Annotated in this window: 22 protein-coding genes and 1 pseudogene; 6 read left to right on the plus strand and 17 right to left on the minus strand. The window is 58.8% G+C overall.

The features are described 5' to 3' along the window. Positions 1-60 precede the first annotated feature (60 nt). Entirely contained in the window at positions 61-2,298 is a 2,238-nt protein-coding gene (gene ppk1, locus AOC04_RS19545; RefSeq protein ID WP_060696238.1) for a polyphosphate kinase 1, read from the minus strand. A gap of 434 nt (positions 2,299-2,732) precedes the next feature. Between ppk1 and AOC04_RS19550 the strand changes: the two genes are divergently transcribed. Further along, positions 2,733-3,353: a DedA family protein gene (locus AOC04_RS19550; RefSeq protein WP_060696239.1), complete on the plus strand. Its 621-nt coding sequence runs from the start codon at positions 2,733-2,735 to the stop codon at positions 3,351-3,353. On the opposite strand, the gene AOC04_RS19555 is transcribed toward AOC04_RS19550, so the two are convergent. Further along, positions 3,331-4,569, minus strand: coding sequence for a sterol desaturase family protein (locus AOC04_RS19555; RefSeq protein WP_060696240.1), 1,239 nt, complete (start codon positions 4,567-4,569; stop codon positions 3,331-3,333). The genes AOC04_RS19550 and AOC04_RS19555 overlap by 23 nt on opposite strands. Positions 4,570-4,678: 109 nt before the next feature. On the opposite strand from AOC04_RS19555, the gene elbB reads away from it, so the two are divergent. Continuing rightward, a complete protein-coding gene (elbB, locus tag AOC04_RS19560; protein WP_060696241.1) occupies positions 4,679-5,344 on the plus strand; it encodes an isoprenoid biosynthesis glyoxalase ElbB in 666 nt (221 codons plus the stop codon). Here the strand turns inward: elbB and AOC04_RS19565 are convergent, their stop codons facing one another. The 5 genes from AOC04_RS19565 to AOC04_RS19585 all read right to left on the minus strand — a co-directional run bounded on the left by AOC04_RS19565 (position 5,345) and on the right by AOC04_RS19585 (position 11,144). Next, positions 5,345-5,797: a YaiI/YqxD family protein gene (locus tag AOC04_RS19565; RefSeq protein WP_003438273.1), complete on the minus strand. Its 453-nt coding sequence runs from the start codon at positions 5,795-5,797 to the stop codon at positions 5,345-5,347. It abuts the gene before it with no gap. Positions 5,798-5,896: 99 nt separating this feature from the next. Then, positions 5,897-7,795, minus strand: a complete 1,899-nt coding sequence (locus tag AOC04_RS19570; protein ID WP_060696242.1) for a cytochrome c/FTR1 family iron permease — start codon at positions 7,793-7,795, stop codon at positions 5,897-5,899. A 66-nt stretch (positions 7,796-7,861) separates the two neighbouring features. Beyond that, complete coding sequence (locus tag AOC04_RS19575; protein WP_060696243.1) at positions 7,862-8,494, minus strand: LysE family transporter; 633 nt, start codon at positions 8,492-8,494, stop codon at positions 7,862-7,864. Positions 8,495-8,676: 182 nt separating this feature from the next. Further along, complete coding sequence (locus tag AOC04_RS19580; RefSeq protein ID WP_060696244.1) at positions 8,677-9,234, minus strand: mechanosensitive ion channel family protein; 558 nt, start codon at positions 9,232-9,234, stop codon at positions 8,677-8,679. Beyond that, on the minus strand, positions 9,234-11,144 hold the full coding sequence (locus AOC04_RS19585) for an ATP-binding cassette domain-containing protein (RefSeq protein WP_060696245.1): 1,911 nt from the start codon (positions 11,142-11,144) through the stop codon (positions 9,234-9,236). The genes AOC04_RS19580 and AOC04_RS19585 overlap by 1 nt, the downstream gene beginning before the upstream one ends. A 50-nt stretch (positions 11,145-11,194) precedes the next feature. Here AOC04_RS19585 and AOC04_RS19590 point away from each other — a divergent pair, with 50 nt between their 5' ends. Beyond that, a complete protein-coding gene (locus AOC04_RS19590; protein ID WP_060696246.1) occupies positions 11,195-11,659 on the plus strand; it encodes a TIGR02444 family protein in 465 nt (154 codons plus the stop codon). Here the strand turns inward: AOC04_RS19590 and AOC04_RS19595 are convergent. Continuing rightward, positions 11,656-12,612, minus strand: a complete 957-nt coding sequence (locus AOC04_RS19595; RefSeq protein ID WP_060696247.1) for an AlgP family protein — start codon at positions 12,610-12,612, stop codon at positions 11,656-11,658. The two genes, AOC04_RS19590 and AOC04_RS19595, sit on opposite strands and share 4 nt — an antisense overlap. Positions 12,613-12,858: 246 nt before the next feature. Here AOC04_RS19595 and AOC04_RS19600 point away from each other — a divergent pair, with 246 nt between their 5' ends. Then, a complete protein-coding gene (locus AOC04_RS19600; RefSeq protein WP_060696248.1) occupies positions 12,859-13,518 on the plus strand; it encodes an FKBP-type peptidyl-prolyl cis-trans isomerase in 660 nt (219 codons plus the stop codon). 56 nt (positions 13,519-13,574) lie between these two features. Here AOC04_RS19600 and AOC04_RS19605 read toward each other — a convergent pair whose 3' ends face one another. The 8 genes and pseudogenes from AOC04_RS19605 to AOC04_RS23860 form a co-directional block, all read right to left on the minus strand. Then, complete coding sequence (locus AOC04_RS19605; protein WP_060696249.1) at positions 13,575-14,057, minus strand: Rsd/AlgQ family anti-sigma factor; 483 nt, start codon at positions 14,055-14,057, stop codon at positions 13,575-13,577. A 183-nt stretch (positions 14,058-14,240) separates the two neighbouring features. Next, on the minus strand, positions 14,241-14,774 hold the full coding sequence (locus AOC04_RS19610) for a disulfide bond formation protein B (RefSeq protein WP_060696250.1): 534 nt from the start codon (positions 14,772-14,774) through the stop codon (positions 14,241-14,243). Positions 14,775-14,962: 188 nt separating this feature from the next. Then, on the minus strand, positions 14,963-16,204 hold the full coding sequence (locus AOC04_RS19615; protein ID WP_060696251.1) for a heme biosynthesis protein HemY: 1,242 nt from the start codon (positions 16,202-16,204) through the stop codon (positions 14,963-14,965). Further along, positions 16,201-17,328: a uroporphyrinogen-III C-methyltransferase gene (locus AOC04_RS19620; RefSeq protein ID WP_060696252.1), complete on the minus strand. Its 1,128-nt coding sequence runs from the start codon at positions 17,326-17,328 to the stop codon at positions 16,201-16,203. The genes AOC04_RS19615 and AOC04_RS19620 overlap by 4 nt, the downstream gene beginning before the upstream one ends. A gap of 16 nt (positions 17,329-17,344) precedes the next feature. Next, on the minus strand, positions 17,345-18,112 hold the full coding sequence (locus AOC04_RS19625) for a uroporphyrinogen-III synthase (protein ID WP_060696253.1): 768 nt from the start codon (positions 18,110-18,112) through the stop codon (positions 17,345-17,347). Next, the gene (gene hemC / locus AOC04_RS19630) at positions 18,109-19,050 is read right to left on the minus strand and encodes a hydroxymethylbilane synthase (protein ID WP_060696254.1); all 942 of its coding nucleotides are present in this window, start codon (positions 19,048-19,050) and stop codon (positions 18,109-18,111) included. Before hemC ends, AOC04_RS19625 begins: the two co-directional genes overlap by 4 nt. 123 nt (positions 19,051-19,173) lie before the next feature. Further along, a complete protein-coding gene (locus AOC04_RS19635) occupies positions 19,174-19,920 on the minus strand; it encodes a LytR/AlgR family response regulator transcription factor (protein WP_060696255.1) in 747 nt (248 codons plus the stop codon). Beyond that, positions 19,917-20,039, minus strand: a pseudogene (locus tag AOC04_RS23860) (sensor histidine kinase); the annotation flags it as partial. The pseudogene AOC04_RS23860 and the gene AOC04_RS19635, both read right to left, overlap by 4 nt. 266 nt (positions 20,040-20,305) lie before the next feature. Between AOC04_RS23860 and argH the strand changes: the two are divergent. Further along, entirely contained in the window at positions 20,306-21,700 is a 1,395-nt protein-coding gene (argH, locus tag AOC04_RS19640) for an argininosuccinate lyase (RefSeq protein ID WP_060696256.1), read from the plus strand. A gap of 104 nt (positions 21,701-21,804) precedes the next feature. Here the strand turns inward: argH and AOC04_RS19645 are convergent, their stop codons facing one another. Next, positions 21,805-22,464 carry a glutathione S-transferase family protein gene (locus AOC04_RS19645; RefSeq protein WP_060696257.1) on the minus strand — a complete coding sequence of 220 codons (660 nt, stop codon included), beginning with the start codon at positions 22,462-22,464 and terminating at the stop codon, positions 21,805-21,807. 125 nt (positions 22,465-22,589) lie between these two features. Here AOC04_RS19645 and AOC04_RS19650 point away from each other — a divergent pair, with 125 nt between their 5' ends. Then, entirely contained in the window at positions 22,590-22,874 is a 285-nt protein-coding gene (locus tag AOC04_RS19650; RefSeq protein ID WP_060696258.1) for a hypothetical protein, read from the plus strand. Positions 22,875-22,881: the final 7 nt, after the last annotated feature.

Below are 22,881 nucleotides of genomic sequence, written 5' to 3' on the forward strand. Positions count from 1 at the left end.
TCTGAAGCACCGCGTTGATATCATCGCCAGTCAAGCTGGCTCCTGCAGGGTGTGTGTGGATTACACCGACGGCCCGCTGCTCACCGTCAATACCGGCAGGCTCAGACGCTCCAGCAGTGTCGCTTGAGCACTGCGCGGGTTTTGATTACCGGTTGGCGTGTTACGAATATAACGACCGTCCGATTGCAGGCTCCAGCTGTGGGTGTTGTCAGTCAGATAGCATTCCAGCTCTTTCTTGACCCGTAGAATCAGCTTTTTACCCTCCACCGGGAAGCACGTCTCGACGCGTTTATCCAGGTTGCGCTCCATCCAGTCAGCACTGGACAGGAACATCTGTTCTTCGCCGCCATTAAGGAAGTAGAAAACCCGAGTGTGCTCCAGGAAGCGACCGATGATCGAGCGCACATGAATGTTGTGCGATACACCCGGAATGCCCGGTCTCAGGCAACACATCCCGCGTATTACCAAATCGATCCGGACGCCGGCCTGGCTGGCCTTGTACAGCGCCCGAATGATTTTCGGGTCGGTCAACGAGTTGAACTTGGCGATGATATGCGCAGGCTTGCCCTCGGACGCGAACTGGGTCTCGCGGGCAATCATGTCGAGCATGCCTTTTTTCAGGGTAAACGGCGCATGCAGCAGCTTTTTCATGCGCAGGGTCTTGCCCATGCCGATCAACTGGCTGAACAACTTGCCGACGTCTTCGCACAGGGCATCATCGGATGTCAGCAAACTGTAGTCGGTGTAAAGCTTGGCGTTGCCCGCATGGTAGTTACCGGTGCCCAAGTGCGCGTAGCGCACGATCTCGCCCGCCTCACGACGTAGAATCAGCATCATTTTGGCGTGGGTCTTGAAGCCGACCACGCCATAAATCACCACGGCACCGGCTGCTTGCAGACGGCTGGCCAGTTGCAGGTTGGACTCTTCGTCAAAACGCGCACGCAGCTCTACAACCGCCGTCACCTCTTTACCGTTACGCGCCGCATCTACCAGCGCATCAACGATTTCGGAGTTGGCGCCGCTGCGATACAGGGTCTGGCGCACCGCCAGCACATGCGGGTCTTTGGCCGCCTGACGCAACAAGTCAACCACCGGGGTAAACGACTCAAACGGGTGCAGCAGCAAAATATCCTGCTTGCTGACGACGCTGAAAATGTTCTCGCTGTTCTGCAACAACTTCGGGATCGCCGGCGTGAATGGCGTGTATTGCAGCTCGGGATGGCTGTCCAGCCCGGTGATGCTGAACAGCCGTGTGAGGTTGACCGGGCCATTGACCGTGTACAGCTCGGTTTCATGCAGGTTGAACTGCTTGAGCAGGTAATCGGACAGATGTTTAGGGCAGGTGTCGGCCACTTCCAGACGCACCGCATCACCATAGCGACGCGAGAACAGCTCGCCACGCAGGGCGCGGGCCAGGTCTTCTACATCTTCAGTGTCGACAGACAGATCAGCGTTGCGGGTCAGGCGGAACTGGTAGCAGCCCTTGACCTTCATACCCTGAAACAGATCATCGGCGTGGGCATGAATCATCGAGGACAGGAACACGTAGTTGTCCCCTGTACCGCCAACCTCTTCAGGCAACTTGATCACCCGAGGCAGCAGGCGCGGAGCCGGGATAATCGCCAGGCCAGAATCACGGCCGAAGGCGTCGATGCCTTCGAGCTCGACGATAAAGTTCAGGCTCTTGTTGACCAGCAACGGGAACGGATGCGTCGGATCAAGGCCGATCGGGGTGATGATGGGCGCAATTTCGTCGCGGAAAAACTTGCGGACCCACGCTTTGATCTTGGTGTTCCATTGGCGCCGACGAATGAAGCGCACCTGATGCTTTTCCAGCTCGGGCAACAGAATATCGTTGAGGATCGCGTACTGGCGGTCAACGTGACCGTGGACCAACTCGCTGATCCGCGCCAGCGCCTGATGCGGCTGCAGACCGTCGGCACCCGCCTGCTCACGGGCGAAAGTAATTTGCTTCTTCAAACCCGCGACACGAATCTCAAAGAACTCATCCAGGTTGCTGGAGAAAATCAGCAGGAACTTCAATCGCTCCAACAACGGATAGGACTCATCCAGCGCCTGTTCCAGCACGCGAATATTGAACTGCAACTGCGACAGCTCGCGGTGGATATACAGACTGCTGTCATCCAGACCCGGAATGGCAATCGTTGGGTGCGCCGCCGCAGGCGCCTCATGCGCTACAACTGCATGGCCTTGCGGCACGGGCGGGGTTTCAACGGCCTGTTCAACAACCGGCTCGGCCTCAGTAGCAACGAGTTCTGTCTGTCCTTCGGTATTCATTGAGTGTTCCTGTAAGAGCGGGTTTGACTCTCGTAACAGTTAAGCGGCGCGTGTAATCGAGCTGCCAGAATGCCACCAACGCCAGTGGGTTTAAACCGCTCAAAGGCGCTTTATGCAGGCCGGAGCTGATTAGAGGGCAATTTGTCGAAATTGTTCTGAAGCACGGGGGCAATCTGGCGGGAGCTGGCTTGCCAGTGATGGCTCAAGCCCGGTGTTGCAAAATCGCCGGCAACCCGGCTCCCGCAGGTTGAGCACTCAAAACAGCTACGCGCGATGGTTATAACCCCACTCCATGAACACTAGATGACAACACCAATGACGTAAGTCAAATACTCGTGCTTTGTAGGATTTGTTAACGCCAAGACACATTTCGATACTTTCCTGAATGTCCCTTAAGGCGTAGGCTGCGCGTTCATTTCGCCAGCATCCAGACAATGCTCCAACAATTTCTTCAAGAATTCGGTTACTTCGCCCTGTTCCTGGGGACGTTCTTTGAAGGTGAGACCATTCTGGTCCTCGCAGGCTTCTTGGCGTTCCGCGGATACATGGACCTCAAACTGGTAATGATCGTGGCGTTCCTCGGCAGTTATGCCGGCGACCAGCTGTGGTACTTCCTGGGGCGCAAGCACGGCCGCAAATTGCTGGCGCGAAAACCGCGCTGGCAGCTCATGGGCGACAAGGCACTGGAGCACATTCGCAAGCACCCGGATATCTGGGTCTTGAGTTTCCGCTTCGTCTACGGCCTGCGTACCGTCATGCCTGTGGCCATTGGTCTGTCGGGCTACCCGCCGGGCCGCTACTTGCTGCTCAACGGCATTGGCGCGGCCATTTGGGCCATCGCACTGGCGACCGCCGCCTACCACTTTGGTGCGGTACTTGAAGGCCTGCTGGGCAGCGTCAAGAAGTATGAGCTGTGGGTGTTGGGCGCTTTGCTGGTGCTGGGACTGGGCCTGTGGGCACGCCGGCGCTTCAAGAATGCCCGACTGACCAGGCAGGCCGCTCTCGAAGAGAAAAACCGGGCCGCAGGTGAGGCTAACAACCCGCCAGCTGAGTAAACCGGCCTCTGCACAGGTAGAGACCGATCACGCTCAACACGCTGTAACTGAACAGGCCGGCCCAGCCCAATGCGCTGGCCGGCCACAGCCCCACCCATGGGGCGAGCCACCCCAGCGGCAGGTTCAACACCAGGCGCAGCCACTCAAGCTTTAACGCCCAAGGGCGGTTCTCCAGCCCGGCTCCCAATACAAACAAACCCAGCCCCATATAGCCCCAGCCCACAATCAACGCCTGGGGTGGCAACGTCTCGCCCAGATTTAGCAAGTAGCTGCCGAGCGCCACATAGGCGACAAATTGCAGCGCGATATACAACTGCTGGCGAAACGGCAATGCCACTTCAAATTTCTCGAATTGGCTCAAGTCCGGCTTGTGCAGCGGGTACTTCGCTGCGACATCCTCAGGTCGCCAGCCCGTGGGCATAAACCAGATACGCAACTTGTCCCGCCAGTGTTCGGTATGCCGCGCATCCGCCAGCAACTGGCCATAGAACTGCCAGTTGGCCCACAGCGGATTCCAGCTCGCCAGCGGTGTCGTCACCCCGAAAATCACAGGTTCGGCATTGTCTTCTTCCTGAAAGGTACCAAACAGGCGATCCCAAAAAATGAACACTCCTCCGTAATTGCGATCCATGTAGAGAGCATTTTGCGCATGGTGGGCCCGGTGATTGGACGGCGATACAAAGAACCACTCGAACCAGCCAAGCTTGGGGATGTGACGGGTGTGGACCCAGAACTGATAGAGCAGATTAAGGGTCGCCACTGTGACAAATACCAGCAGCGGCACCCCCAGCACGGCCATGGGCAGGTAGAAGATCCAGCCAAACAAAAAGCCGGTGCTGGTTTGACGCAGGGCTGTGGACAAGTTGTAGTCCTCGCTCTGGTGATGCACAGAATGCGCGGCCCACAACACGTTGCGTTCATGCCCCAGACGGTGATGCCAGTAGTAACAAAAGTCGTAAAACACAAAGGCAAACATCCAGACCCACACGCTGTTCTCAGGCAGCTCGAAAACTGCCAGATAGTTCAAGGCAACGCCGTAAGTGACCAGCCCTACACCCTTGGTCAGCAGCCCGGTGGTGGTCGACAGCACCCCGGTGCTCAGGCTGTTGATCGTATCTGCAAGCCGATAGGTAGGCATTGCGCGCCAGCGGTCGACCAACAACTCGACCGCGATCAGCACAAAGAAGAACGGCACTGCGTACAGAATCAGCTTCATTGCACACCTCACCCGAAGATCAACCAAGCGTAGGCGCTGTCAGACCAACCCCCTATGGCGTCAAACGCCAAATCAGGCGACATTAACGCCACGAACAAGGAGACCCAACATGACCCACAAAAAAGTTGCCGTGATTCTGTCTGGCTGCGGCGTCTACGACGGTGCCGAGATCCACGAAAGCGTCATCACCCTGCTGCGCCTCGACCAGCGCGGTGCCAAAGTGCAGTGTTTCGCCCCCAACATCGCCCAGCATCATGTGATCAACCATCTGACCGGCGAAGAGATGCCCGAGTCGCGCAACGTGCTGGTTGAGTCGGCGCGTATCGCGCGGGGCGAGATCAAGGATATTCGTGAAGCCAATGTCGATGACTTTGACGCGCTGATCGTACCGGGCGGGTTTGGCGCGGCAAAAAACCTGTCCGACTTTGCCATCAAGGGCGCTGAATGCACCGTGCAACCTGACGTGCTGGCCCTGGCCGAAGCGTTTGCGCAAGCCTGCAAGCCAGTGGGCCTGATGTGCATCTCGCCGGCCGTCGCCGCCAAGATCTACGGCCCCGGCGTTACCTGCACCATCGGCAACGACGCCGAAACGGCGGGCGCCGTGAGCAAAATGGGCGCGACCCACAAAGAATGTGAAGTGACGGACATTGTTGAGGACAAAGCCCGCAAACTGGTCAGCACTCCGGCCTACATGCTCGCCAGGTCCATCAGCGAAGCGGCTTCAGGGATCAACAAAATGGTCGACCGGGTGCTGGAACTGACTCACGAAGCCTGATCAGCCCCGCGCCAGACGGGTCAGGATCCGATCCAGGGAATTGGCGAACGCCTGTTTTTCGCGTTCGCCATAAGCGCCCTGCCCGCCGCCCATCTGGCCTTGCTCACGCAGATCTGTAAACAAATTACGCACTGCCAGACGCTCGCCCATGTTCTGCGGATCAAACTCCTTGCCTCGCGGGTCAAGCGCTGCCACACCCTTCTTCACCAGCCGGTCGGCCAAGGGCACATCGCTGCAAATGACCAACTCGCCGGGCACCGCGTGCTCCACCAGATAGTCATCCGCCGCATCCGGGCCGCTGGGCACCACAATCAGTTTGACCAACGCGTACGTCGGCTTGACCTGACTCTGCCCCGCCACCAGTACCACCTCAAACTGACGTTTGAGAGCGAACTTGATCACTTGATCCTTCGCGGCCTTGGGGCAAGCATCTGCGTCGATCCAGACACGCATGGAGAAACTCCTGTATCGAATGACCTGTAGCAGCGAGCTTGCTCGCGAGCTGTTGAAAGCTCGCGAGCAGGGTTGCTCCTACAGGATATGAGGGTGCAATCAAGCGGCGTGCACAGGGCGCTTTCCACCCGGCTTGCTGCGGCCGTAGAGCACAATAATCGCCAGTATGGCCACCGCCTGGGCGCCCAGCGAGTAAGCATCGGCATGAATGCCCAGCCAGTCAAACTCGAAGAATGCCACTGGCCGCGTGCCAAAAATCCCTGCTTCTTGCAGCGCTTTAACACCGTGTCCGGCGAACACCACCGACAGCGCGCACAACAATGCGGCGTTGATACCGAAGAACAGAGCCAGCGGCAATTTGGCCGAGCCGCGCAGGATAATCCACGCCAACCCCATCAATAGCACCAGCGCCGTAGCACCGCCTGCCAATACAGCGTTGTGACCTGCCGGACCCGCTTGTAGCCACAGGGTCTCGTAGAACAGGATCACTTCGAACAACTCGCGGTACACCGAGAAAAACGCCAGGATCGCAAAGCCGAAACGCCCGCCGCCACCGACCAGGCTGCTCTTGATGTAGTCCTGCCACGCAGCCGCGTGGCGGCGGTCGTGCATCCATACGCCCAGCCATAGCACCATGACGCTGGCAAACAAGGCGGTACAGCCTTCCAGCAGTTCGCGCTGGGCGCCACTGACATCAATCACATAGGCCGCCAACGCCCAGGTCGCAAGGCCTGCAACCAGAGCCAGGGCCCAGCCCGCATTGACGCTGCGCACCGCCGATTGCTGGCCGGTGTTACGCAGGAAGGCGAGAATTGCCGCCAGGACCAGGATCGCTTCCAGGCCTTCGCGCAGCAGAATCAGCAAACCCGAGATAAAGCTCAGGGACCAGCTCAGACCATCGCTGCCCAATAGCCCGGCGGATTGTTTAAGCAAGGCTTTGGCCGCATCCAGACGCTGCTCGACCTGTTCGGTCGGCAAACCGTCCTGCAGCGATTGGCGATAAGCCATCAAGGCTTTTTCGGTACTTTTACGCACGTTGCTGTCGACGTTATCCAGCGAACTTTCGACCAGCTCAAAACCTTCCAGATAAGCCGCCACTGACAAGTCGTAGGCCTGTTCGCGATCACCGGCACGATAGGCCGCCAGACTTTTATCAAGGGTTTGCGCGGTGTAATCGAGCAACTGCGAAGGACCACGTTTGACCTGCGGCGGCTGGGCGCGTTGAGCCCGGAAAGTAGCAGTCGCTGCAGCGCCTTCGCCAGCCAGCACCTCGTTAGGTGTTTGGCGGGCAAGGTCTGCCAGGTTGTAGGTCTTGTCCGCTTTGACCGCAGCCGGATCGATGCTCAGACCCGCAACATAGGTAGCCAGATCCCAACGCTGACGTTCATCCAGCTGATCGGCAAACGACGGCATATCGGTGCCTTCAACGCCCAGGCCCAGGGTGTTGTAGATCGCGTAGAGGCTCAAACGGTCAAGGCGCTGGGCGTCGCGCAGGTTGGCTGGCGGTGGCGTCATGCCCACGCCCGCAGGGCCATCGCCTGCCCCTGTCGGGCCATGGCACACCGAGCAATGCTGGGCAAACAAGGGTGCACCGCGGGTCGGGTCGGGCGTAATGGCCGGGGCCTGACTGACCTCGTAGGCCACTGCCAGCCTGGCCCCCAGCTGTCGCGCTTGACGGGCCACGCTCGCGCCATCGGCACGCTGTTCAACCGCTGACTGCAAGTCGTTGACGCCCTGCACCAGCTCCGCATGCTCGGGGCGTTGCGCCAGGTCCGCAATCAGCCCCTTGAGGACCGTCAGAAACTCGAGTTGCTCGCGATACTCGGTGTCATCGATGACCTTGCCATCTTCAACCGTAGGCGGATAGTCCGCACCGATGTAGTCGATCATGTGGAGCGCCTGCGAGGCGCCTTCCGGGGAGTTGGCAGACACAGCGAGGCTGCACAACGCAAGAACTGGCAACATCAGCCAGGCCAAAAAACGCGAGCGGGCGGTCATTGATAAATCCGGATGGAAATGAGAAGTAACACATTGTTCACTTCCATTGACCGCGACTCAAGATCTTTAACTGGTGGCGCGGTGCAACGTCGCCAGAAAACCTGCCGCACCGACGAACAACCCGGCAAAAGTGCGGTTCATGCGCCGCTGTTGTTTGGGCGTACGCAGCAAGCGCAGGACTTTTGAAGCCAGACCGGTGTAACCGGCCATGACCACAAGGTCGACACAAATCATGGTTACACCCAGGGTTAGATACTGGCTCACCAGTGGCGCACTCGGGTCGACGAACTGCGGCAGGACCGCCAGCATGAACACCAAGGCCTTGGGGTTGCTGACATTGACCAGAAACCCTCTGAAGACCAGCGCCAGCGGCTTGCCAATGGGCCGCACGGCAGCGTTATCGCTGAGGTCTGCCGGCAGTGCACGCCATTGTTTGACCGCGAGGTAGACGAGATACGCCACACCAAACCATTTGATCGCATAGAAGGCAGTGGACGAGGTGGCGAGCACTGCACCGACACCGGCGGCAATAATCGCAATTTGCAGTGCCAGACCCAGTTGCAGGCCGATGGCGTTCCAGTAGCCGCGCCAGAAACCGTATTGCAGGCCGCACGACATCGAAGCAATCGCGCCCGCGCCGGGCGACAGGCTGATGACCCAGCAAGCAGCAAAAAAGGCCAACCACGTTTCCAACGACATCGCACACCTCGGACAAATGCTGTAACAAGTCCTAAAGCTAATGCGCTGACTGAAAATTGACCACTGTTTTTTGTAGTTGGCCACTACCTGTGGGAGCCGGCTTGCCGGCGATGCTCACGACACGGTCTGACCGGGCTGATGCGTGGTGCTATCTGGCAAGCCAGCTCCCACATCGGGCAGGGTCAAAGATCGCCTTCGCGCCAGCGGCGTACCGAGCGCTGGAAGAACAGGCTGTTGGGCACTTGCACCATGCTGCTGCCACTGCCGGCCTCTGCAGGCTCGATCAGGGTGGTGTAGAGCAGATTGATGGCTACGACCCGGCCTTTGACCCCGGGCTTGTCCAGGGTATCGAGCAGCTCCACCACGTCGCCAATCCGAAACGGCCCCACGGTAAAAATCAACACCGCACACAGCAGGTTGGACAGCACGCTCCACATGGCGAAGAAGGCAATTGCGGCAACCGCGACAAACCCCGAGAGCGCAGTCCACAACACTGTGGCCGAAACGCCGAGGCGCTCGAGCACGAAGATCAGCGCACTGCCCATGATGAACCAGCGCAAACCGCCCCGCAGCGGCATCAGCAGCTGCGGCGGGAACGGATAACGCTCGCTCAAGCGGGTCAGGAAACGGGCCACGACGCGCTGCGAAAAGTAACCGGCCAGCAGGATCAGCAAAATCTGCACCGCAACCCACAGCGGTGCAATCAGCTCGGCGGGCACCGGTAAATGCAGGGCTTCCATCAGGACAGCGCTTCCAGTTCGGCCTGCAAGGTTTCCAGCAGCTCCAGGGCTTCCATCCAGCGCTCTTCCAGTTGCCCTTCAAGCACTTTAAGCCTGGCCTGCTCGGCCAGCAGTTCACGCAATTCGTCCTTGCGGGCGGCTTCGTAGACACCGCTGTCGGCCAGACCGGCTTCGATTTTGGCGAGCTTCTCGTTGACCTTGCCCAGTTCGCTTTCCAGCTTGTCAGCTTCGCGCTTGTGCGGTGCCAACTGCTGACGCAGCGCAGCCGCGGCCTGACGCTGAGCCTTTTTATCGGTCTTGTCAGGGTTGACCGGCGTGTTACTGGCCGGTGCGTTGCGCAAGCGGTAATCGGCCAGCCAGCGGGCGTAGTCTTCGAGGTCGCCGTCGAATTCCTGCACCTTGCCATCGGCCACCAGCAGGAACTCATCCGTGGTGCTTTTGAGCAAATGCCGATCGTGAGACACCACCAGTACCGCACCGCTGAACTCTTGCAGGGCCATGGTCAGCGCCAGACGCATTTCGAGGTCAAGGTGGTTGGTGGGCTCGTCGAGCAGCAGCAAGTTCGGCCGGCCCCAGGCGATCAGGGCGAGTGCCAGGCGAGCTTTTTCGCCGCCGGAAAAATTCAGCACTGGCTCGTCGATGCGCGCACCACGGAAGTCAAAACCGCCCAGAAAGTCGCGCAGGGTTTGCTCGCGTTCGGCCGGTGCCAGACGCTGCATGTGCAGCAACGGGCTGGCTTTAGAGTCCAGCGAGTCGAGCTGATGCTGGGCAAAATAGCCAACGACCAAGTTTTCGCCACGGGCAAGACGGCCCGACAGCGGCTCCAGTTCGCCTGCAAGGTTTTTGATCAGTGTCGACTTGCCGGCACCGTTGGGGCCGAGCAAGCCTATACGGGCACCCGGGACCAGTTGCAGCTTGACCTTCTCAAGGATGGTTTTGTCGCCATAGCCCAAACGCGCATCGGACAAGTCGAGCAGCGGGCTGGACAACTTGACCGCCTCGCGGAATACGAAATCGAACGGCGAATCGACATGGGCCGCGCTCAGTTCTTCCATGCGCTCCAGGGCTTTGATCCGGCTCTGGGCCTGACGTGCCTTGGTAGCCTGGGCCTTGAAGCGGGCAATGTAGCTTTCCATGTGCGCGCGTTGCGCCTGCTGCTTCTCGTAGGCCTGTTGTTGCTGGGCCAGACGCTCGGCACGGGCGCGTTCGAAGGCGCTGTAACCACCGCGATAAAGGGTGATTTTGCGCTGATCGACGTGGGCGATGTTGTCGACCACTGCATCGAGGAAGTCCCGGTCGTGGGAGATCAGCAGCAAGGTACCCGGATAATTCTTGAGGAAGTCTTCTAGCCACAGGATGGCATCGAGGTCCAGGTGGTTGGTCGGCTCATCGAGCAGCAGCAAGTCGGACGGGCACATCAAAGCCTGCGCCAGGTTCAGACGCATCCGCCAGCCGCCAGAGAAATCGGCTACCGGACGATCCATCTGTTCGTTGGTGAAGCCCAGCCCGGCAAGCATTTTGCGGGCGCGGGCATCGGCAGTGTAGCCATCGGCGCTGTCCAGCTCGGCATGCAGGCGCGCCTGAGCGGCACCATCCTCATCGGCTTCGGCCTTGGCCAGATCGGTTTGCACCTGGCGCAGGCGCAAGTCGCCATCGAGCACGTAGTCGATCGCGATGCGGTCGAGGGTGTCGATTTCTTGCCGCATGTGGGCAATCCGCCAGTCGGCCGGCAGCAGACAATCCCCGGAATCAGGCGTCAACTCACCCAGCAACAAGGCGAACAAAGTGGATTTACCGGCGCCGTTGGCGCCGACCAGACCGGCTTTGTGGCCGGCGTGCAGGGTCAGCTCGGCGTCTTCTAGCAGACGTTGCGGGCCACGCTGTAAAGTCAGGTTCTGAAGTCGGATCATAATGGCGGCGGAGTCTACCAGCTTCCCTCTCAACTGGCGCGAATTGCACTATGCAGAATGACCTGTGGAATTACTGTTTGAACCTCTATGCCCGGCCAGGGGTGGAGCACGCGTGCTTAAGCCTGCAAGACCAGGGCCTGGATGTGTGCCTGCTGCTCTGTGCGGCCTGGCTGCAAGAGCGCACCGTAGCGTGCAGCGAAACACGCCTGGAGCAATTAAAGGCCTGCGCCGGACCCTGGCAACGCGAGGTGGTGCAGCCATTACGCCAATTGCGGATCCGCTGGCGGGAAGCAGCCGCAGACGATGAGGCACTGGCCGCGTTACGCATACGGGTCAAGGCTTTGGAACTTGAAGCAGAGGGTACGGTGTTGCGGCGCCTGGAGTCGGCGACTCTAGGATGGTCGTCAGCTCAATCGCAGGACGACTGCGATTGGCTGAGAAAGATGGCGAACAGTGTCGGCCATCCTGATTGCGACGCGCTGCAAACGCTGCGCGCCGCAATCAACCGCGCTTAGGAAGCGCTGGAGGGGGTTGTAGCCGGGGTTGCTGCTGATACCGGAGCCTGCGTAGACGCAGGGGCTGCGGAAGCAGTAGCTGGCGCTGTAGCCGGTTTGACAGGTGCGGCTGCCGGCTTGGCGGCCACAGGCTTTTTAACGGCCGGGCGGGCGGGCGCTTTGGCTGCAGGCTTGGCCGGTGCTTTGGCGGCTACGGCAGGCTTGGCGCCGGGTTTGGCCGCCGGCTTGGCTGCAGCGGTTTTTGCAGCTGGCTTGGCAGCAACCTTGATCGGGGCTTTTGCCATCGGCTTGGCTGGCGCTTTAGCCGCAACTGCTTTGGTCGCTGCAGGCTTGGCGGCAGGTTTCGCAGCAGCAGTCCTGGCGGTCGCGGGCTTGGCCGCAGCGGCTTTGGCTGCAACAGGTTTGGCCGCAGGTTTCACCGTCCGGGCCGCTGCCGGCTTTTGCGCAGGCGCTTTGGCTGCAGGCTTGGCGGCTGCTTTGGCCGGTGCCTTGGCAGATGTTTTTGCAGGAGCTTTTACTGCCGGCTTTTTGGTCGCTGATGAGGGCTTGGCATCGCGAGTCGACAACGCCTTACCAACAGCTTCCTTGACCCGACCAATACCTTGGGCCAGCTTCAGGCTTTCCTGCGCATCGCGCTTGAGTTGCAGGATGTAGGTGCGGGTTTCGGTTTGACGATCCTTGAGCGTATCGAGCAGCTTCTCAAGTTCTTTGACCGCAGTTTTAGCTTTGGACTGTGCCTTGGACTTGCCTGCGTTCGCAGCGTCCTGCAGTTTTTCACGCGATTTATGCAGCTTTTCCTGAGCTTTTCCGCGCTGTTTTTCAAGCTTGGCGAGCAGTTTCTCAGCATCAGCCAACGCTTGAGAACAAGCGTTTTCCAAATGCTCAAGCAGACTGCCTGAGAGCTGTTGGAGCAGGTGCAACGGCGTATTAACAGGCTTCTTGTTGGCCGACATGGTTTACCTCCTGGCTGAAGTGAGTGCGGCTCATACTAGACCTCTGCAGGAACCGCCGCTAGGTCATGTTGACACTAACGATAGCTGTGGGTTGCATGGCGTAGAGAAACTTGTGCCAGATCAATCTTTAATCAGCAGCGCGGGTAAATTCCACGAATGGTTTGAGCCCCTGTCAAAGGCGAATAAAATCGTTTTTGTGCGTTCCTGCGCTGGCATAATCCCGGCACTTCAGACCGGAGAGTGCCCATGCCGCGTTACGTTTTTTTAACCTTATTGTGCCTTTCACCTTTGGCCCATGCGGCCACGATGCCAAGCGCCGACGCTGCCCACGACCTGTCTTACAGCATGGGCGCAAGCCTGGGCGAGCGTCTGCGTGAAGAAGTCCCCGAGCTGCAACTTCAGGCATTGATCGAGGGCTTGCGCACAGCGTACCAAGGTCAACCGCTGGCCCTGAGTGATGAGCGTATCGAGCAGATCTTGACCCTGCATCAGGCCCAAAGCTCCCAGGCCCAACCGCAGAGTGAAATGGCTCTCGGCGCCGAACGTGATTTTTTGTTGAAGGAAAAACAGCTACCACAGGCTCGTGAGCTGGCTGACGGCATCGTCCTGCTAGAGCTCAAGCACGGCACGGGCGCCAAACCCGGCGCGCAGGATTCGGTGTATGTGAACTATGTGGGCCGTCTGCCGGATGGGACAGTCTTCGACCAAAGCACCCAACCTCAATGGTTTCGCCTGGACAGCGTTATCGCAGGTTGGCGCAGTGCGCTGGTCCAGATGCCGGTCGGCGCGAAGTGGCGACTGGCAATACCTTCAAGTCAGGCTTACGGCACAGAGGGCGCAGGCGATTTGATCGCCCCCTACACACCCCTGGTGTTTGAAATCGAGCTGATCGATATCAGGAAATGACCGGCCTTTAACGAAAAACGGCGCGCAATGCGCACCATTTTTTAACACTGCCCAGCCTAAGCCTCGATGGCTTGCACTTCTTCGTTCTGCTTGTGCGCGTTGTGCAGGACTTCAATCAGGCAGTCTTCGAGTTCGAAACGCTCGCTAAGCAGAGCATCCAGTTCTTTGAATTTTGCCGCGAGGATTTCACAGGCCGGGTCGTGGTCTTTGCCACAGCGCTCATGGAAGGCCAAAGCGGCTTCAGTACTGACATCGATGCGCGGGTAGATGTCTTGGGCGAATTCAAGTGCCCGCAAGTCGTTAAAGGCTTTGGCTTCTTCGGCGAGCTCCGCATAAATCTCAAAATGCCCTGCAGAGACGTAGTCCACCAAAATTGCACAAAAGTCCTTCTGGAGTTTGCGCTTGGGGTTCGAAGTCATTTGCTCAAGCTTGACGGCGTCATACGCCTCGATAAGTTCTTCGCGCTCTTGTAGCCAGCGGTCAATCAGCTTGTGGACGCCATTGAAACGTTCCTGAGCATTCTTGCAACTCTCGAGCATGACGGTCTCTCTTCCCTTGTGGGCCCACGCCGCCTGACTGTAGCCAGGCCTGTCTGAACCCAAATGTGCAAAGCGCACCGGTATTGGGCGGCATAATTCCAATAATGCGTGCGGGCCAGATTATGCCCGCACGGCAACTGCTTCAAGGTACCCACGAGAGAAAGTTCATACAAGCGTTTAATACTAACTGCTACCCCGGGTCGCAGGCGCACGTGGTTTGCGAGAGTAAATCGAGCGAATGACCTGAAAGCCGCCAGGAATACTCAAGCCGACAAAGGCCAGCAGGCTTAGCTCGGGAATGCTCAGGTCAAACACAGTCCAGCTAATCTGCGCGCACACATCGTTTCCCCGATAGATCATCGAGACGATTTCATTCAGGGACAGGTCGCGCCAGATACGGGCCAGATCGGGCTGGCAGAACATCAACTGTTCGGGAGCCAGACGTTGCATCAGCACCTGCCTCAGTGCGCTCGCAGCGCCTCCCAGGGCAAACAGCATGGATGCAATGGAGTAGCACCGCATGCCTGCACGACGCGGGCCATGCACATAGCCCATCAGGTTAACGAGGCATAATCCCAGCAAGAAGCAGCGCTGCACCTGGCATAGCAGGCAAGGTTCAAGCCCCACCCCGTATTCCAGAAACAACGAAGCGCCCAAGGTCAGGGCGCCGGCAAGAAACACCAAAAGAAAAATGAACCGTGAGCATGCCAGGAACATGGCTTTTCCGTAACAAAATAGACAGCTGGTTACGGTAGATGAAAGCCATCAGCCCTTTCAAGGTCGCCCATTAGGAACTGTCCGAAAGTACGCGCACAATTGCCAATAGATCTGACAGTCCGGACAAACGTAGCGCCATTTGCACTGCAACTTCTGGCTTGCGCACGGCCCAAGCCAGATTGCATCAATTAAAGGCTAATGGCCGTAGCGGGTAGAGGCAGGGCCAGCAACCGCTCATCCAGCAGGTTCAATCCCTCCTGAAACAACTGATTGCTACGCGTCGTGTCCCCCAGCTGCGCCAACAGTCGTGCCAGTTCGGCACACGCCTCAGGGTTGCGTTCAATTTTAAGGCTGCTCTCAAGGTAGTCCCGTGCCTTGCCCCACAGACTGTTTTGCAGGCACAAGCGACCTAACGTCAGCAATAAACCGGGGTCATCGGAGTGGGCCTTGAGCCAGCCTTCTGCAGTCTGCAACTGCTTGACCGGATCGCTGCCCCGCAGCAGGCCATAAAGACGTACAAGATGGCTGTCGTAGTTGCGCTTGAGCGCTCCACGCAAGACTTCTTCAGCCTCGGTCTGGGCACCCAGCTGGCGCAATTGCTCAGCATATGCCAACACCAGTGCCGGCTCCTGACGCTGAGCAGACGTCAGTTGCTGCCAGGCACGCTGAAGCGATTGCAGCCCTGCTTCACCCTCGGTCTCGCGCCGAGCAGCAAAGCTCAGATTCTTGCCCCAGGCGCGACGCTCAAGTTCCGCCAGCTCGTTAGCCGGCAGCACCTTGTCTTTGCGTAACTCTGGCAGCAAGCGGATCAGTGCCGTCCAGTCGCCACGCTGCTGATGCAAACGCTGTAACTGGCGCAACACCTGGGCATTGTGTGGATGGCGCTCGTGCATGGCCTGCAAAGTGGTCAGTGCACCTTCAGTGTCGGCGCGGTCCATCTGCAACTGGGCATGACTCAGTGCAATGGCCAGCTCGGCCTGAGGCTGACGCTCCAGGGCCCGTTCCAGCAAGTTGTCGCTCTCTTCGTAATGCCCCAACTCGTTGGCTGCCCGAGCCGCCCCGAGGTAGTAGAGCAAAGGCTGACGCTCGGCTTCAGCCGCGCGCGCCAGGTGCTTCTGCGCACTGGCCCATCGCCCCTCAGCGAGGTCAATTTGCCCTTGCTCGATAGCAATCTGGGTGCGACGGCTGCGGTTACGCCGCGACCAGGGATTGACCAGACCGGTAGACGCTGTCACCAGCTCGACCAGCAGCTTGATACCCCAGATCACTAGCCACAGCACCACCAGCAGCGCCAAAGTGGCCCACAAACTGGATTCGTAGCGGAAGCTTTTGTAGGCGATCAACACGTAGCCCGAGTCTTCGGCGATTGCCAGGCCGATGCAGGCCGCAGCTGCAATCAACAAAAACACAATCACATAAAAGCGTCTCATGGGCTGGTCTCCTGAGCCGGGTTGGCAGCCGCCTTGCCCGGCTCATCAGCATTCACGTTTCGACGCTCAAGATAGGCCTGCACCGCACTCAAGGTGCCAGCAAGGTCCGGCGTCTTCACCGTGACCGGTTGCTTGCTCAGCTCAACCACTTGTTCGAGAATTTTTTGGCTTTGCGCATTATCCGGATTGAAATTGCCCTTGAGCACTTCCTGGGCTTGCGCCAAAGCCTGGGTGTAAACCGGCTCCTGGCCGTTCAAGGCCGCCCATTGGGCCTGCTCCAGCGCCAGGCTCAAGGCCAGACGCACTTGGGTCAGGCTCTGGCCCGCCAGCAGCGGCCGGACATTTTTATCTGCGTTGAAATCGATGCGAATGTAGTGCGAGATTTCGTCCCACCATTGCGCCCAACGGCTCGCGCCATCGCCATCGGCCGTAAGACCCAGCAGTGAATCGCCTGCATCCTTGTATTGCGGGGCCAATGCGTTGAGGTGTGCTACTTGGTCACGCAAGGCCCCCAGCTGCAGGAACAAGCCGGTACGGTCAGGCTGCTCTACGCTGCGCAATGCGGTCAGGCTTTTGGCCAGTTGTTCACGTGCGGCGAAAGAGCCGGGGTCATTCTGCTCGCGAAAAATATCATCGGCGCCCTGCACCAGCGCTTGGGCACTGCTGATGTCCTGCAATGCCGACAAACGCAGGCTGGCCAGGCGCAGCAAGTGTTCGGCCTCGGCCAGACGCCAGTCCTTGCGGCTTGCACCCAGAACCGTCTCAAGGCGCTGATTCATACGCTGCTGATCACCTTGCAACTGCACCACCAGTTGGCGCTGGTTATCCAGCTCGCTGGCAGATGGCAACTGGTTAAGGCGCGTCAGCAACACCTGCTCGGTCTGCTTGATCGACAGTGTTTGCGCAGCCAAGGCCTGGACTTCACCCAGTTGTTGTTCGGTGTTGGTTTGCAGGTGACGCACCTGCCAGACACCCCAACCGCCGACGGCAACACCGGCAGCACCCAGCAGCAGTGCAACCACGGCCAGACCATTGCCCCGACGATCTGGCGTCGTAACCGGCTTTTGAACCGGCGCTTGCGGCGCCGGTTGCACGTGTTCTTTTGGCACGACTGTTTCGCTCACGTATCCATCCTTTGCATTAGAAAGCAGGTACGGGATGCTCCCGTAGCGCCGCCAGCAAAGCCGTGGCACTTGCACCACGACAATCCACAACGTTTTTAGCCCCTGCGCTGCGCGCGATCTCGGCAACCCGAGGGCTTGGAACAAACAACGGTAAACGTGCCAACCGGGGCCAGGCAAGACCTGACAAGTGACGTAAATGTTCAAAACCCTGCCCACTGCTGACCACCAGACCGTTCAGGCGTTCCACTCTGACCCGCTCGGGCAGTTCCTGCGCCGGGTATGACGGTAACGCTCGACGATAGAGTTCAAGGTAGTCGACCTCGGCTCCCAGGCCACGCAGGCGGTCAGCCAGCATCTCTCTACCACCTACGCCCCGCATGATCAGGACCCGGGGCTCAGCGCATTCAATTGCCCGGGTGAACACCGGCAGCGCCAACAGGGCTTCGCTGTCATCACCGCATTGAGGGTAGCTAACATCAAGGCCATAGTCGGTGAGAATCTGCGCGGTGGCAGCGCCGACACTGAACCACTTTTGAGCGGGTGCGTGCGGCCAGTACTGCTTGACCAGCTCCAGCCCCAGGCGCGCCGCGGGCTTGCTGACCACAATCACCGCGCAATAGCGGTCAAGGTGGATAATCAGCTCCCGTTGTTCATCTGTCAGCCCAAGGGGCTGGATCTCCAACAGGGGCAAGCTGCTGCTGAAAATGCCGGCAGCAGCCAGCTCGCTCGCCAGCGCTGCCGACTCTTCGGCGGGCCGGGTGAGCAACAAGCGCCAGCCTGTCACTCGTGACCTGCCTCACCATAGACGGCTTTGAGGATATCCCCGGCGCCTTGGGCCAGAAGCTGCTCGGCCACTTGAATCCCCAGCTCGGTTGCGGCGCTTTGCAGCCCGCGGGCGTCGGCACTCAGGAGCAGACCGCCACTGGGGTCACCGACCAGTCCACGCAGCCAGACTTGCTCGCCCTCGAGTACGGCATAGCATGCAATCGGCACCTGACAGCCACCGTTCAAATGCTTGTTCAGTGCACGCTCGGCGGTGACGCGCACGGCGGTATCCGCGTGGTGCAAGGGGGCCAGCAAGGCGTGAATTTCGCTGTCGGCGCTGCGGCACTCAATACCGACTGCACCCTGGCCTCCGGCAGGCAGACTGTGCTCGATGCTGATCGCCGAGGTAATGCGATTCTCAAAGCCCAAGCGAATCAGGCCAGCGGCGGCAAGGATGATGGCGTCGTACTCACCGGCATCCAGCTTGGCCAGACGGGTGTTGACGTTACCGCGCAGGAAGCGGATTTGAAGATCCGGACGACGGGTTAAAAGCTGGGCCTGGCGGCGCAGGCTCGAGGTGCCGACAACGCTGCCTAGAGGCAAATCGTCGAGACTGGCAAAGGTATTGGAGACAAAGGCATCGCGCGGGTCTTCGCGCTCGCAAATGCAAAACAGGCCCAGACCTTCAGGGAAGTCCATGGGCACGTCTTTCATCGAATGTACGGCGATGTCAGCTTCGTTTTCGAGCAGAGCCGTTTCAAGCTCTTTGACGAACAGACCTTTGCCGCCGATTTTCGACAGCGGCGAGTCCAGCAGCTTGTCGCCACGACTGACCATGGGCACCAGCGTCACCACAAGAGCCGGGTGAGCCTGTTCTAAACGGGCTTTGACGTATTCGGCCTGCCACAGAGCCAGGGCGCTTTTACGGGTAGCGATGCGGATTTCGCGAGAGGACATGGATCAATCCGTACTGAAAAGATACGGCTGATAATAACAGCTCAGCCAAAACAGCTTTGACTTGTATCAGAAAGTACGTGGCCTCCCTGGCCCAAAAGCCGTCCCCGCGCCTGTTAGCGCGGGTTAGAGTTGCTGCATCATTTTGCGCACGCCGGCAACATGACGGCGGCTGACTATCAGTGCATCGCCGTTCAGCCCCCTTAGAAACAGCTGGAAGTGTCCCAGCGGCGTCCGCTGCAAGCGTTCGATCCGGTCACGCGCAACCAGTGCATTACGGTGAATGCGTACAAAGCGTTCGCCAAACTCGTCTTCGAGAGCCTTGAGCGGTTCATCGAGCAGGACTTCGCCGCCTTCGTGACGCAATGTCACGTACTTGTGGTCAGCAATAAAGTAAATCACCTGGTCGATGGGGATCAGCTCAATGCCTTTTCGGGTTCTGGCACTGATGTGACTGCGCGGGCCGCTGCCGGTTTGCGCGGCAGGCCGGGTGAGTGCAGCCAGTTGAACGCGGTTAGGCCGGTGCGCGTCTTTCAGGGCCGCGCCCAGAGCCTCGGCGGTTGCCGGCTTGATTACGTAGCTGACGCCGCTCTCTTGCAGGGCCTGCAGTGAAAATTCGTCTGGTGCCACGCAAAACACCACCGAGGGCGGTAGTTCGCGCTCGCATAATTTGGCTGCAACCTGCAGCCCGTCGAGACCTGGCAAGCGAATATCGAGCAAAACGACATCCGGCTTTAGGTTTTCGATCAGGCTCAATGCCTCTTCACCATGAGAGGCGCCAGGCTCCAGTAACGTGTAACCGCCAAGCTTACGCAGCACATCGCTTAAGTGCTCGCGGGCCAAGGGTTCGTCATCAACGATCAGGACATTCATATAGCGCTGTATTCCTGCGTGAGTCTCGCACAAGGATAGCGTAGACAGGTGATGTGACGGCTGTCACGGCGATCCACGCTAAGACTAGCGAAAAGGCCAAAAAGTGCCGCAAACCTCGCAGCAAAAAATCACCTGCATCTATTGCTCGATTTAATACCGGATACGTCTGGCAATCTACAAAGACATGCAATGACTAATCCATACGAGCAACTGTAGACGGTTGCCAAGACGAAAGGGCTCAAACAATACATTTCGTTCGGGTATTTGTTTATACATGACTTCCCCCTCAAAGCTGCCGACCTGGGTCAACGCCATGATTGGCAACCCTGTTATCATCCACTGTAACTTTCTGTGTAACTCCCCTCAGCCGATTACGAGCGAATCCATGAGCACCGACAAGACCAATCAGTCCTGGGGCGGCCGCTTCAGTGAACCCGTCGACGCCTTCGTTGCGCGCTTCACTGCCTCCGTCACTTTCGACCAGCGCCTTTATCGTCACGACATCATGGGCTCCGTGGCCCACGCCACAATGCTGGCCAAGGTCGGCGTACTGACTGATGCCGAGCGTGACAGCATCATCGAAGGCCTGAAAACCATCCAGAGCGAAATCGAAGCCGGCACCTTTGACTGGCGCATCGACCTGGAAGACGTGCACATGAACATCGAGGCGCGCCTGACCGACCGCATCGGCGTAACCGGCAAAAAACTGCACACCGGGCGTAGCCGTAACGATCAGGTAGCCACCGACATACGCTTGTGGCTGCGCGACGAGATTGACGTAATCCTGGCTGAAATCACTCGCCTGCAAAAAGGTCTGCTGGAGCAAGCCGAGCGCGAAGCCGAAACCATCATGCCCGGCTTCACGCACCTGCAAACCGCCCAGCCAGTGACATTCGGTCACCACATGCTGGCATGGTTCGAGATGCTGAGCCGCGACTACGAGCGTCTGGTCGACTGCCGCAAGCGCACTAACCGCATGCCTCTGGGCAGCGCGGCACTGGCCGGCACCACCTACCCGATCGACCGCGAGCTCACTGCTCAGTTGCTCGGTTTTGATGCCGTAGGCGGCAACTCGCTGGACAACGTATCCGATCGCGATTTCGCCATCGAATTCTGCGCGGCGGCCAGCATTGCGATGATGCACTTGTCGCGGTTTTCCGAAGAGCTGGTGCTATGGACCAGCGCCCAGTTCCAGTTCATCGATCTGCCAGACCGTTTCTGCACCGGCAGCTCGATCATGCCGCAAAAGAAAAACCCGGACGTGCCAGAGCTGGTTCGTGGCAAAAGCGGCCGCGTTTTCGGCGCACTGATGGGCCTGTTGACCCTGATGAAAGGCCAGCCACTGGCCTACAACAAGGACAACCAGGAAGACAAGGAACCGCTGTTCGACGCCGCTGACACCTTGCGCGACTCGTTGCGTGCATTTGCAGACATGATCCCTGCGATCAAGCCCAAGCACGCGATCATGCGTGAAGCGGCGTTGCGCGGTTTCTCCACCGCCACCGACCTGGCCGACTACCTGGTTCGCCGCGGCCTGCCGTTCCGTGATTGCCACGAAATTGTCGGCCACGCCGTGAAGTATGGCGTTGAAACCGGCAAGGACCTGGCTGAAATGAGCCTCGAAGAACTGCGCCAGTTCAGCGATCAGATCGAAGACGACGTCTTTGCTGTACTGACCCTCGAAGGGTCGGTCAATGCGCGCGACCATATCGGCGGCACTGCCCCTGCACAGGTCAAGGCCGCGGTTGTTCGTGGCAAGGCGTTGCTGGCCAGTCGCTAACACCGTAAGCGCTGCTGCAGACAGTGGCTAAATGGTTTCGCGGGTAATGAAAAACGGGCGCCATCTGAGCGCCCGTTTTTATTGCGCTGTAAACGCCACCAGGGTTATTTCTTACTGCTGATCCACGCCAGAAACTGCGGCATGGCTGCGTCCTTATCGGCCGCAATCTGCTGCACGTGGGGATTTTTCTCCAGGCGCTCCAGCAGCGCCCGGGCCGCCGGCTGTTCTGCCAATAAATCCAGACCGTAGAGTTTGTGGCCTACCGCACAGGCCTGGTTGATGCTGTACAGAAAGTAAATGTCCGCAAGGCTCAGGGTATACCCGGCCAGATAAGGTGCGAATTTGCCATGTCGACCGAGTGCAGCAACACCCTCTACCAGCTCGACCCGGGTTTTGTCCTTGATCGCCTCGGGCACTGACATGCCGAAAAAGGCCTCGCCATAGCAGGCACGTGCCGGCAACTCGATATACAACTCGATTTCCTTGGCCAGCGCCAAGGCCTGGGCGCGTTCAAACGGGTCAGTAGGCAGCAGTTTTTTCCCCGGCTGAGTCTGCTCCAGATATTCGAGAATTACGCTGGTTTCGTTGATGAAACCCTGATCGACGCCCAGCACCGGAATCTTGCCGCGCGGGCTGATCGCAAGCGCCTCGGGGGTTTGTCCGGCAAAAAACGGGACCTCCTCGAATGGGACGCCCTTTTCCAGCAGCGCCAGCTTGACCATGTTGTAGTAGTTGCTGACTGCGAATCCATAAAGCTTGATCATTACAAAGCCTCCAGGCCGTATCGGGGTTGGCAGCGGTTGTTATAGAGCTTCGCCACTAAGCTGGCTAGCAGCATCAGCCGCGTGAATACAGTTAGACTGCCCGCCTTTACTTGAGGAGCCTGCCCATGAGCGAGCCAGTTGATATTGATAACGATGAAGAAGAGTTCGCCGAGTCCACGCTGATCCAGGCGATTGAAAACCAGATCGAAAGCGACACCCCGCCTGCCGCCAAAGCGACGTTCAACAAGTTGACGTTGGTGGGCTACGAGCGCGAAGAAATTTTGCAGCTGATGGCCCATGTGCTGGCCGTAGAAATTGACGCGATCCTCGAAGAAGATCGCGCCTTCAACACCGAGTTGTACGAAGCAGCCCTGCGCGCACTGCCGACCTTGCCACCCGAGAAGAACTGAGTCACGG

This window comes from Pseudomonas versuta (assembly GCF_001294575.1).
Lineage (GTDB): Bacteria > Pseudomonadota > Gammaproteobacteria > Pseudomonadales > Pseudomonadaceae > Aquipseudomonas > Aquipseudomonas versuta.

Coding starts and splice junctions, on each gene's coding strand:
- AOC04_RS19595 (WP_060696247.1), bottom strand. CDS start 12,612: ATGTCGGCCAACAAGAAGCCTGTTAATACGCCGTTGCACCTGCTCCAA.
- AOC04_RS19565 (WP_003438273.1), bottom strand. CDS start 5,797: ATGCGTGTCTGGATCGACGCAGATGCTTGCCCCAAGGCCGCGAAGGAT.
- AOC04_RS19590 (WP_060696246.1), top strand. CDS start 11,195: ATGCAGAATGACCTGTGGAATTACTGTTTGAACCTCTATGCCCGGCCA.
- AOC04_RS19585 (WP_060696245.1), bottom strand. CDS start 11,144: ATGATCCGACTTCAGAACCTGACTTTACAGCGTGGCCCGCAACGTCTG.
- AOC04_RS19615 (WP_060696251.1), bottom strand. CDS start 16,204: ATGAGACGCTTTTATGTGATTGTGTTTTTGTTGATTGCAGCTGCGGCC.
- AOC04_RS19575 (WP_060696243.1), bottom strand. CDS start 8,494: ATGTCGTTGGAAACGTGGTTGGCCTTTTTTGCTGCTTGCTGGGTCATC.
- elbB (WP_060696241.1), top strand. CDS start 4,679: ATGACCCACAAAAAAGTTGCCGTGATTCTGTCTGGCTGCGGCGTCTAC.
- AOC04_RS19610 (WP_060696250.1), bottom strand. CDS start 14,774: ATGTTCCTGGCATGCTCACGGTTCATTTTTCTTTTGGTGTTTCTTGCC.
- AOC04_RS19605 (WP_060696249.1), bottom strand. CDS start 14,057: ATGCTCGAGAGTTGCAAGAATGCTCAGGAACGTTTCAATGGCGTCCAC.
- AOC04_RS19580 (WP_060696244.1), bottom strand. CDS start 9,234: ATGGAAGCCCTGCATTTACCGGTGCCCGCCGAGCTGATTGCACCGCTG.
- AOC04_RS19555 (WP_060696240.1), bottom strand. CDS start 4,569: ATGAAGCTGATTCTGTACGCAGTGCCGTTCTTCTTTGTGCTGATCGCG.
- AOC04_RS19635 (WP_060696255.1), bottom strand. CDS start 19,920: ATGAATGTCCTGATCGTTGATGACGAACCCTTGGCCCGCGAGCACTTA.
- AOC04_RS19570 (WP_060696242.1), bottom strand. CDS start 7,795: ATGACCGCCCGCTCGCGTTTTTTGGCCTGGCTGATGTTGCCAGTTCTT.
- AOC04_RS19600 (WP_060696248.1), top strand. CDS start 12,859: ATGCCGCGTTACGTTTTTTTAACCTTATTGTGCCTTTCACCTTTGGCC.
- AOC04_RS19550 (WP_060696239.1), top strand. CDS start 2,733: ATGCTCCAACAATTTCTTCAAGAATTCGGTTACTTCGCCCTGTTCCTG.
- ppk1 (WP_060696238.1), bottom strand. CDS start 2,298: ATGAATACCGAAGGACAGACAGAACTCGTTGCTACTGAGGCCGAGCCG.
- AOC04_RS19650 (WP_060696258.1), top strand. CDS start 22,590: ATGAGCGAGCCAGTTGATATTGATAACGATGAAGAAGAGTTCGCCGAG.
- argH (WP_060696256.1), top strand. CDS start 20,306: ATGAGCACCGACAAGACCAATCAGTCCTGGGGCGGCCGCTTCAGTGAA.
- AOC04_RS19645 (WP_060696257.1), bottom strand. CDS start 22,464: ATGATCAAGCTTTATGGATTCGCAGTCAGCAACTACTACAACATGGTC.
- hemC (WP_060696254.1), bottom strand. CDS start 19,050: ATGTCCTCTCGCGAAATCCGCATCGCTACCCGTAAAAGCGCCCTGGCT.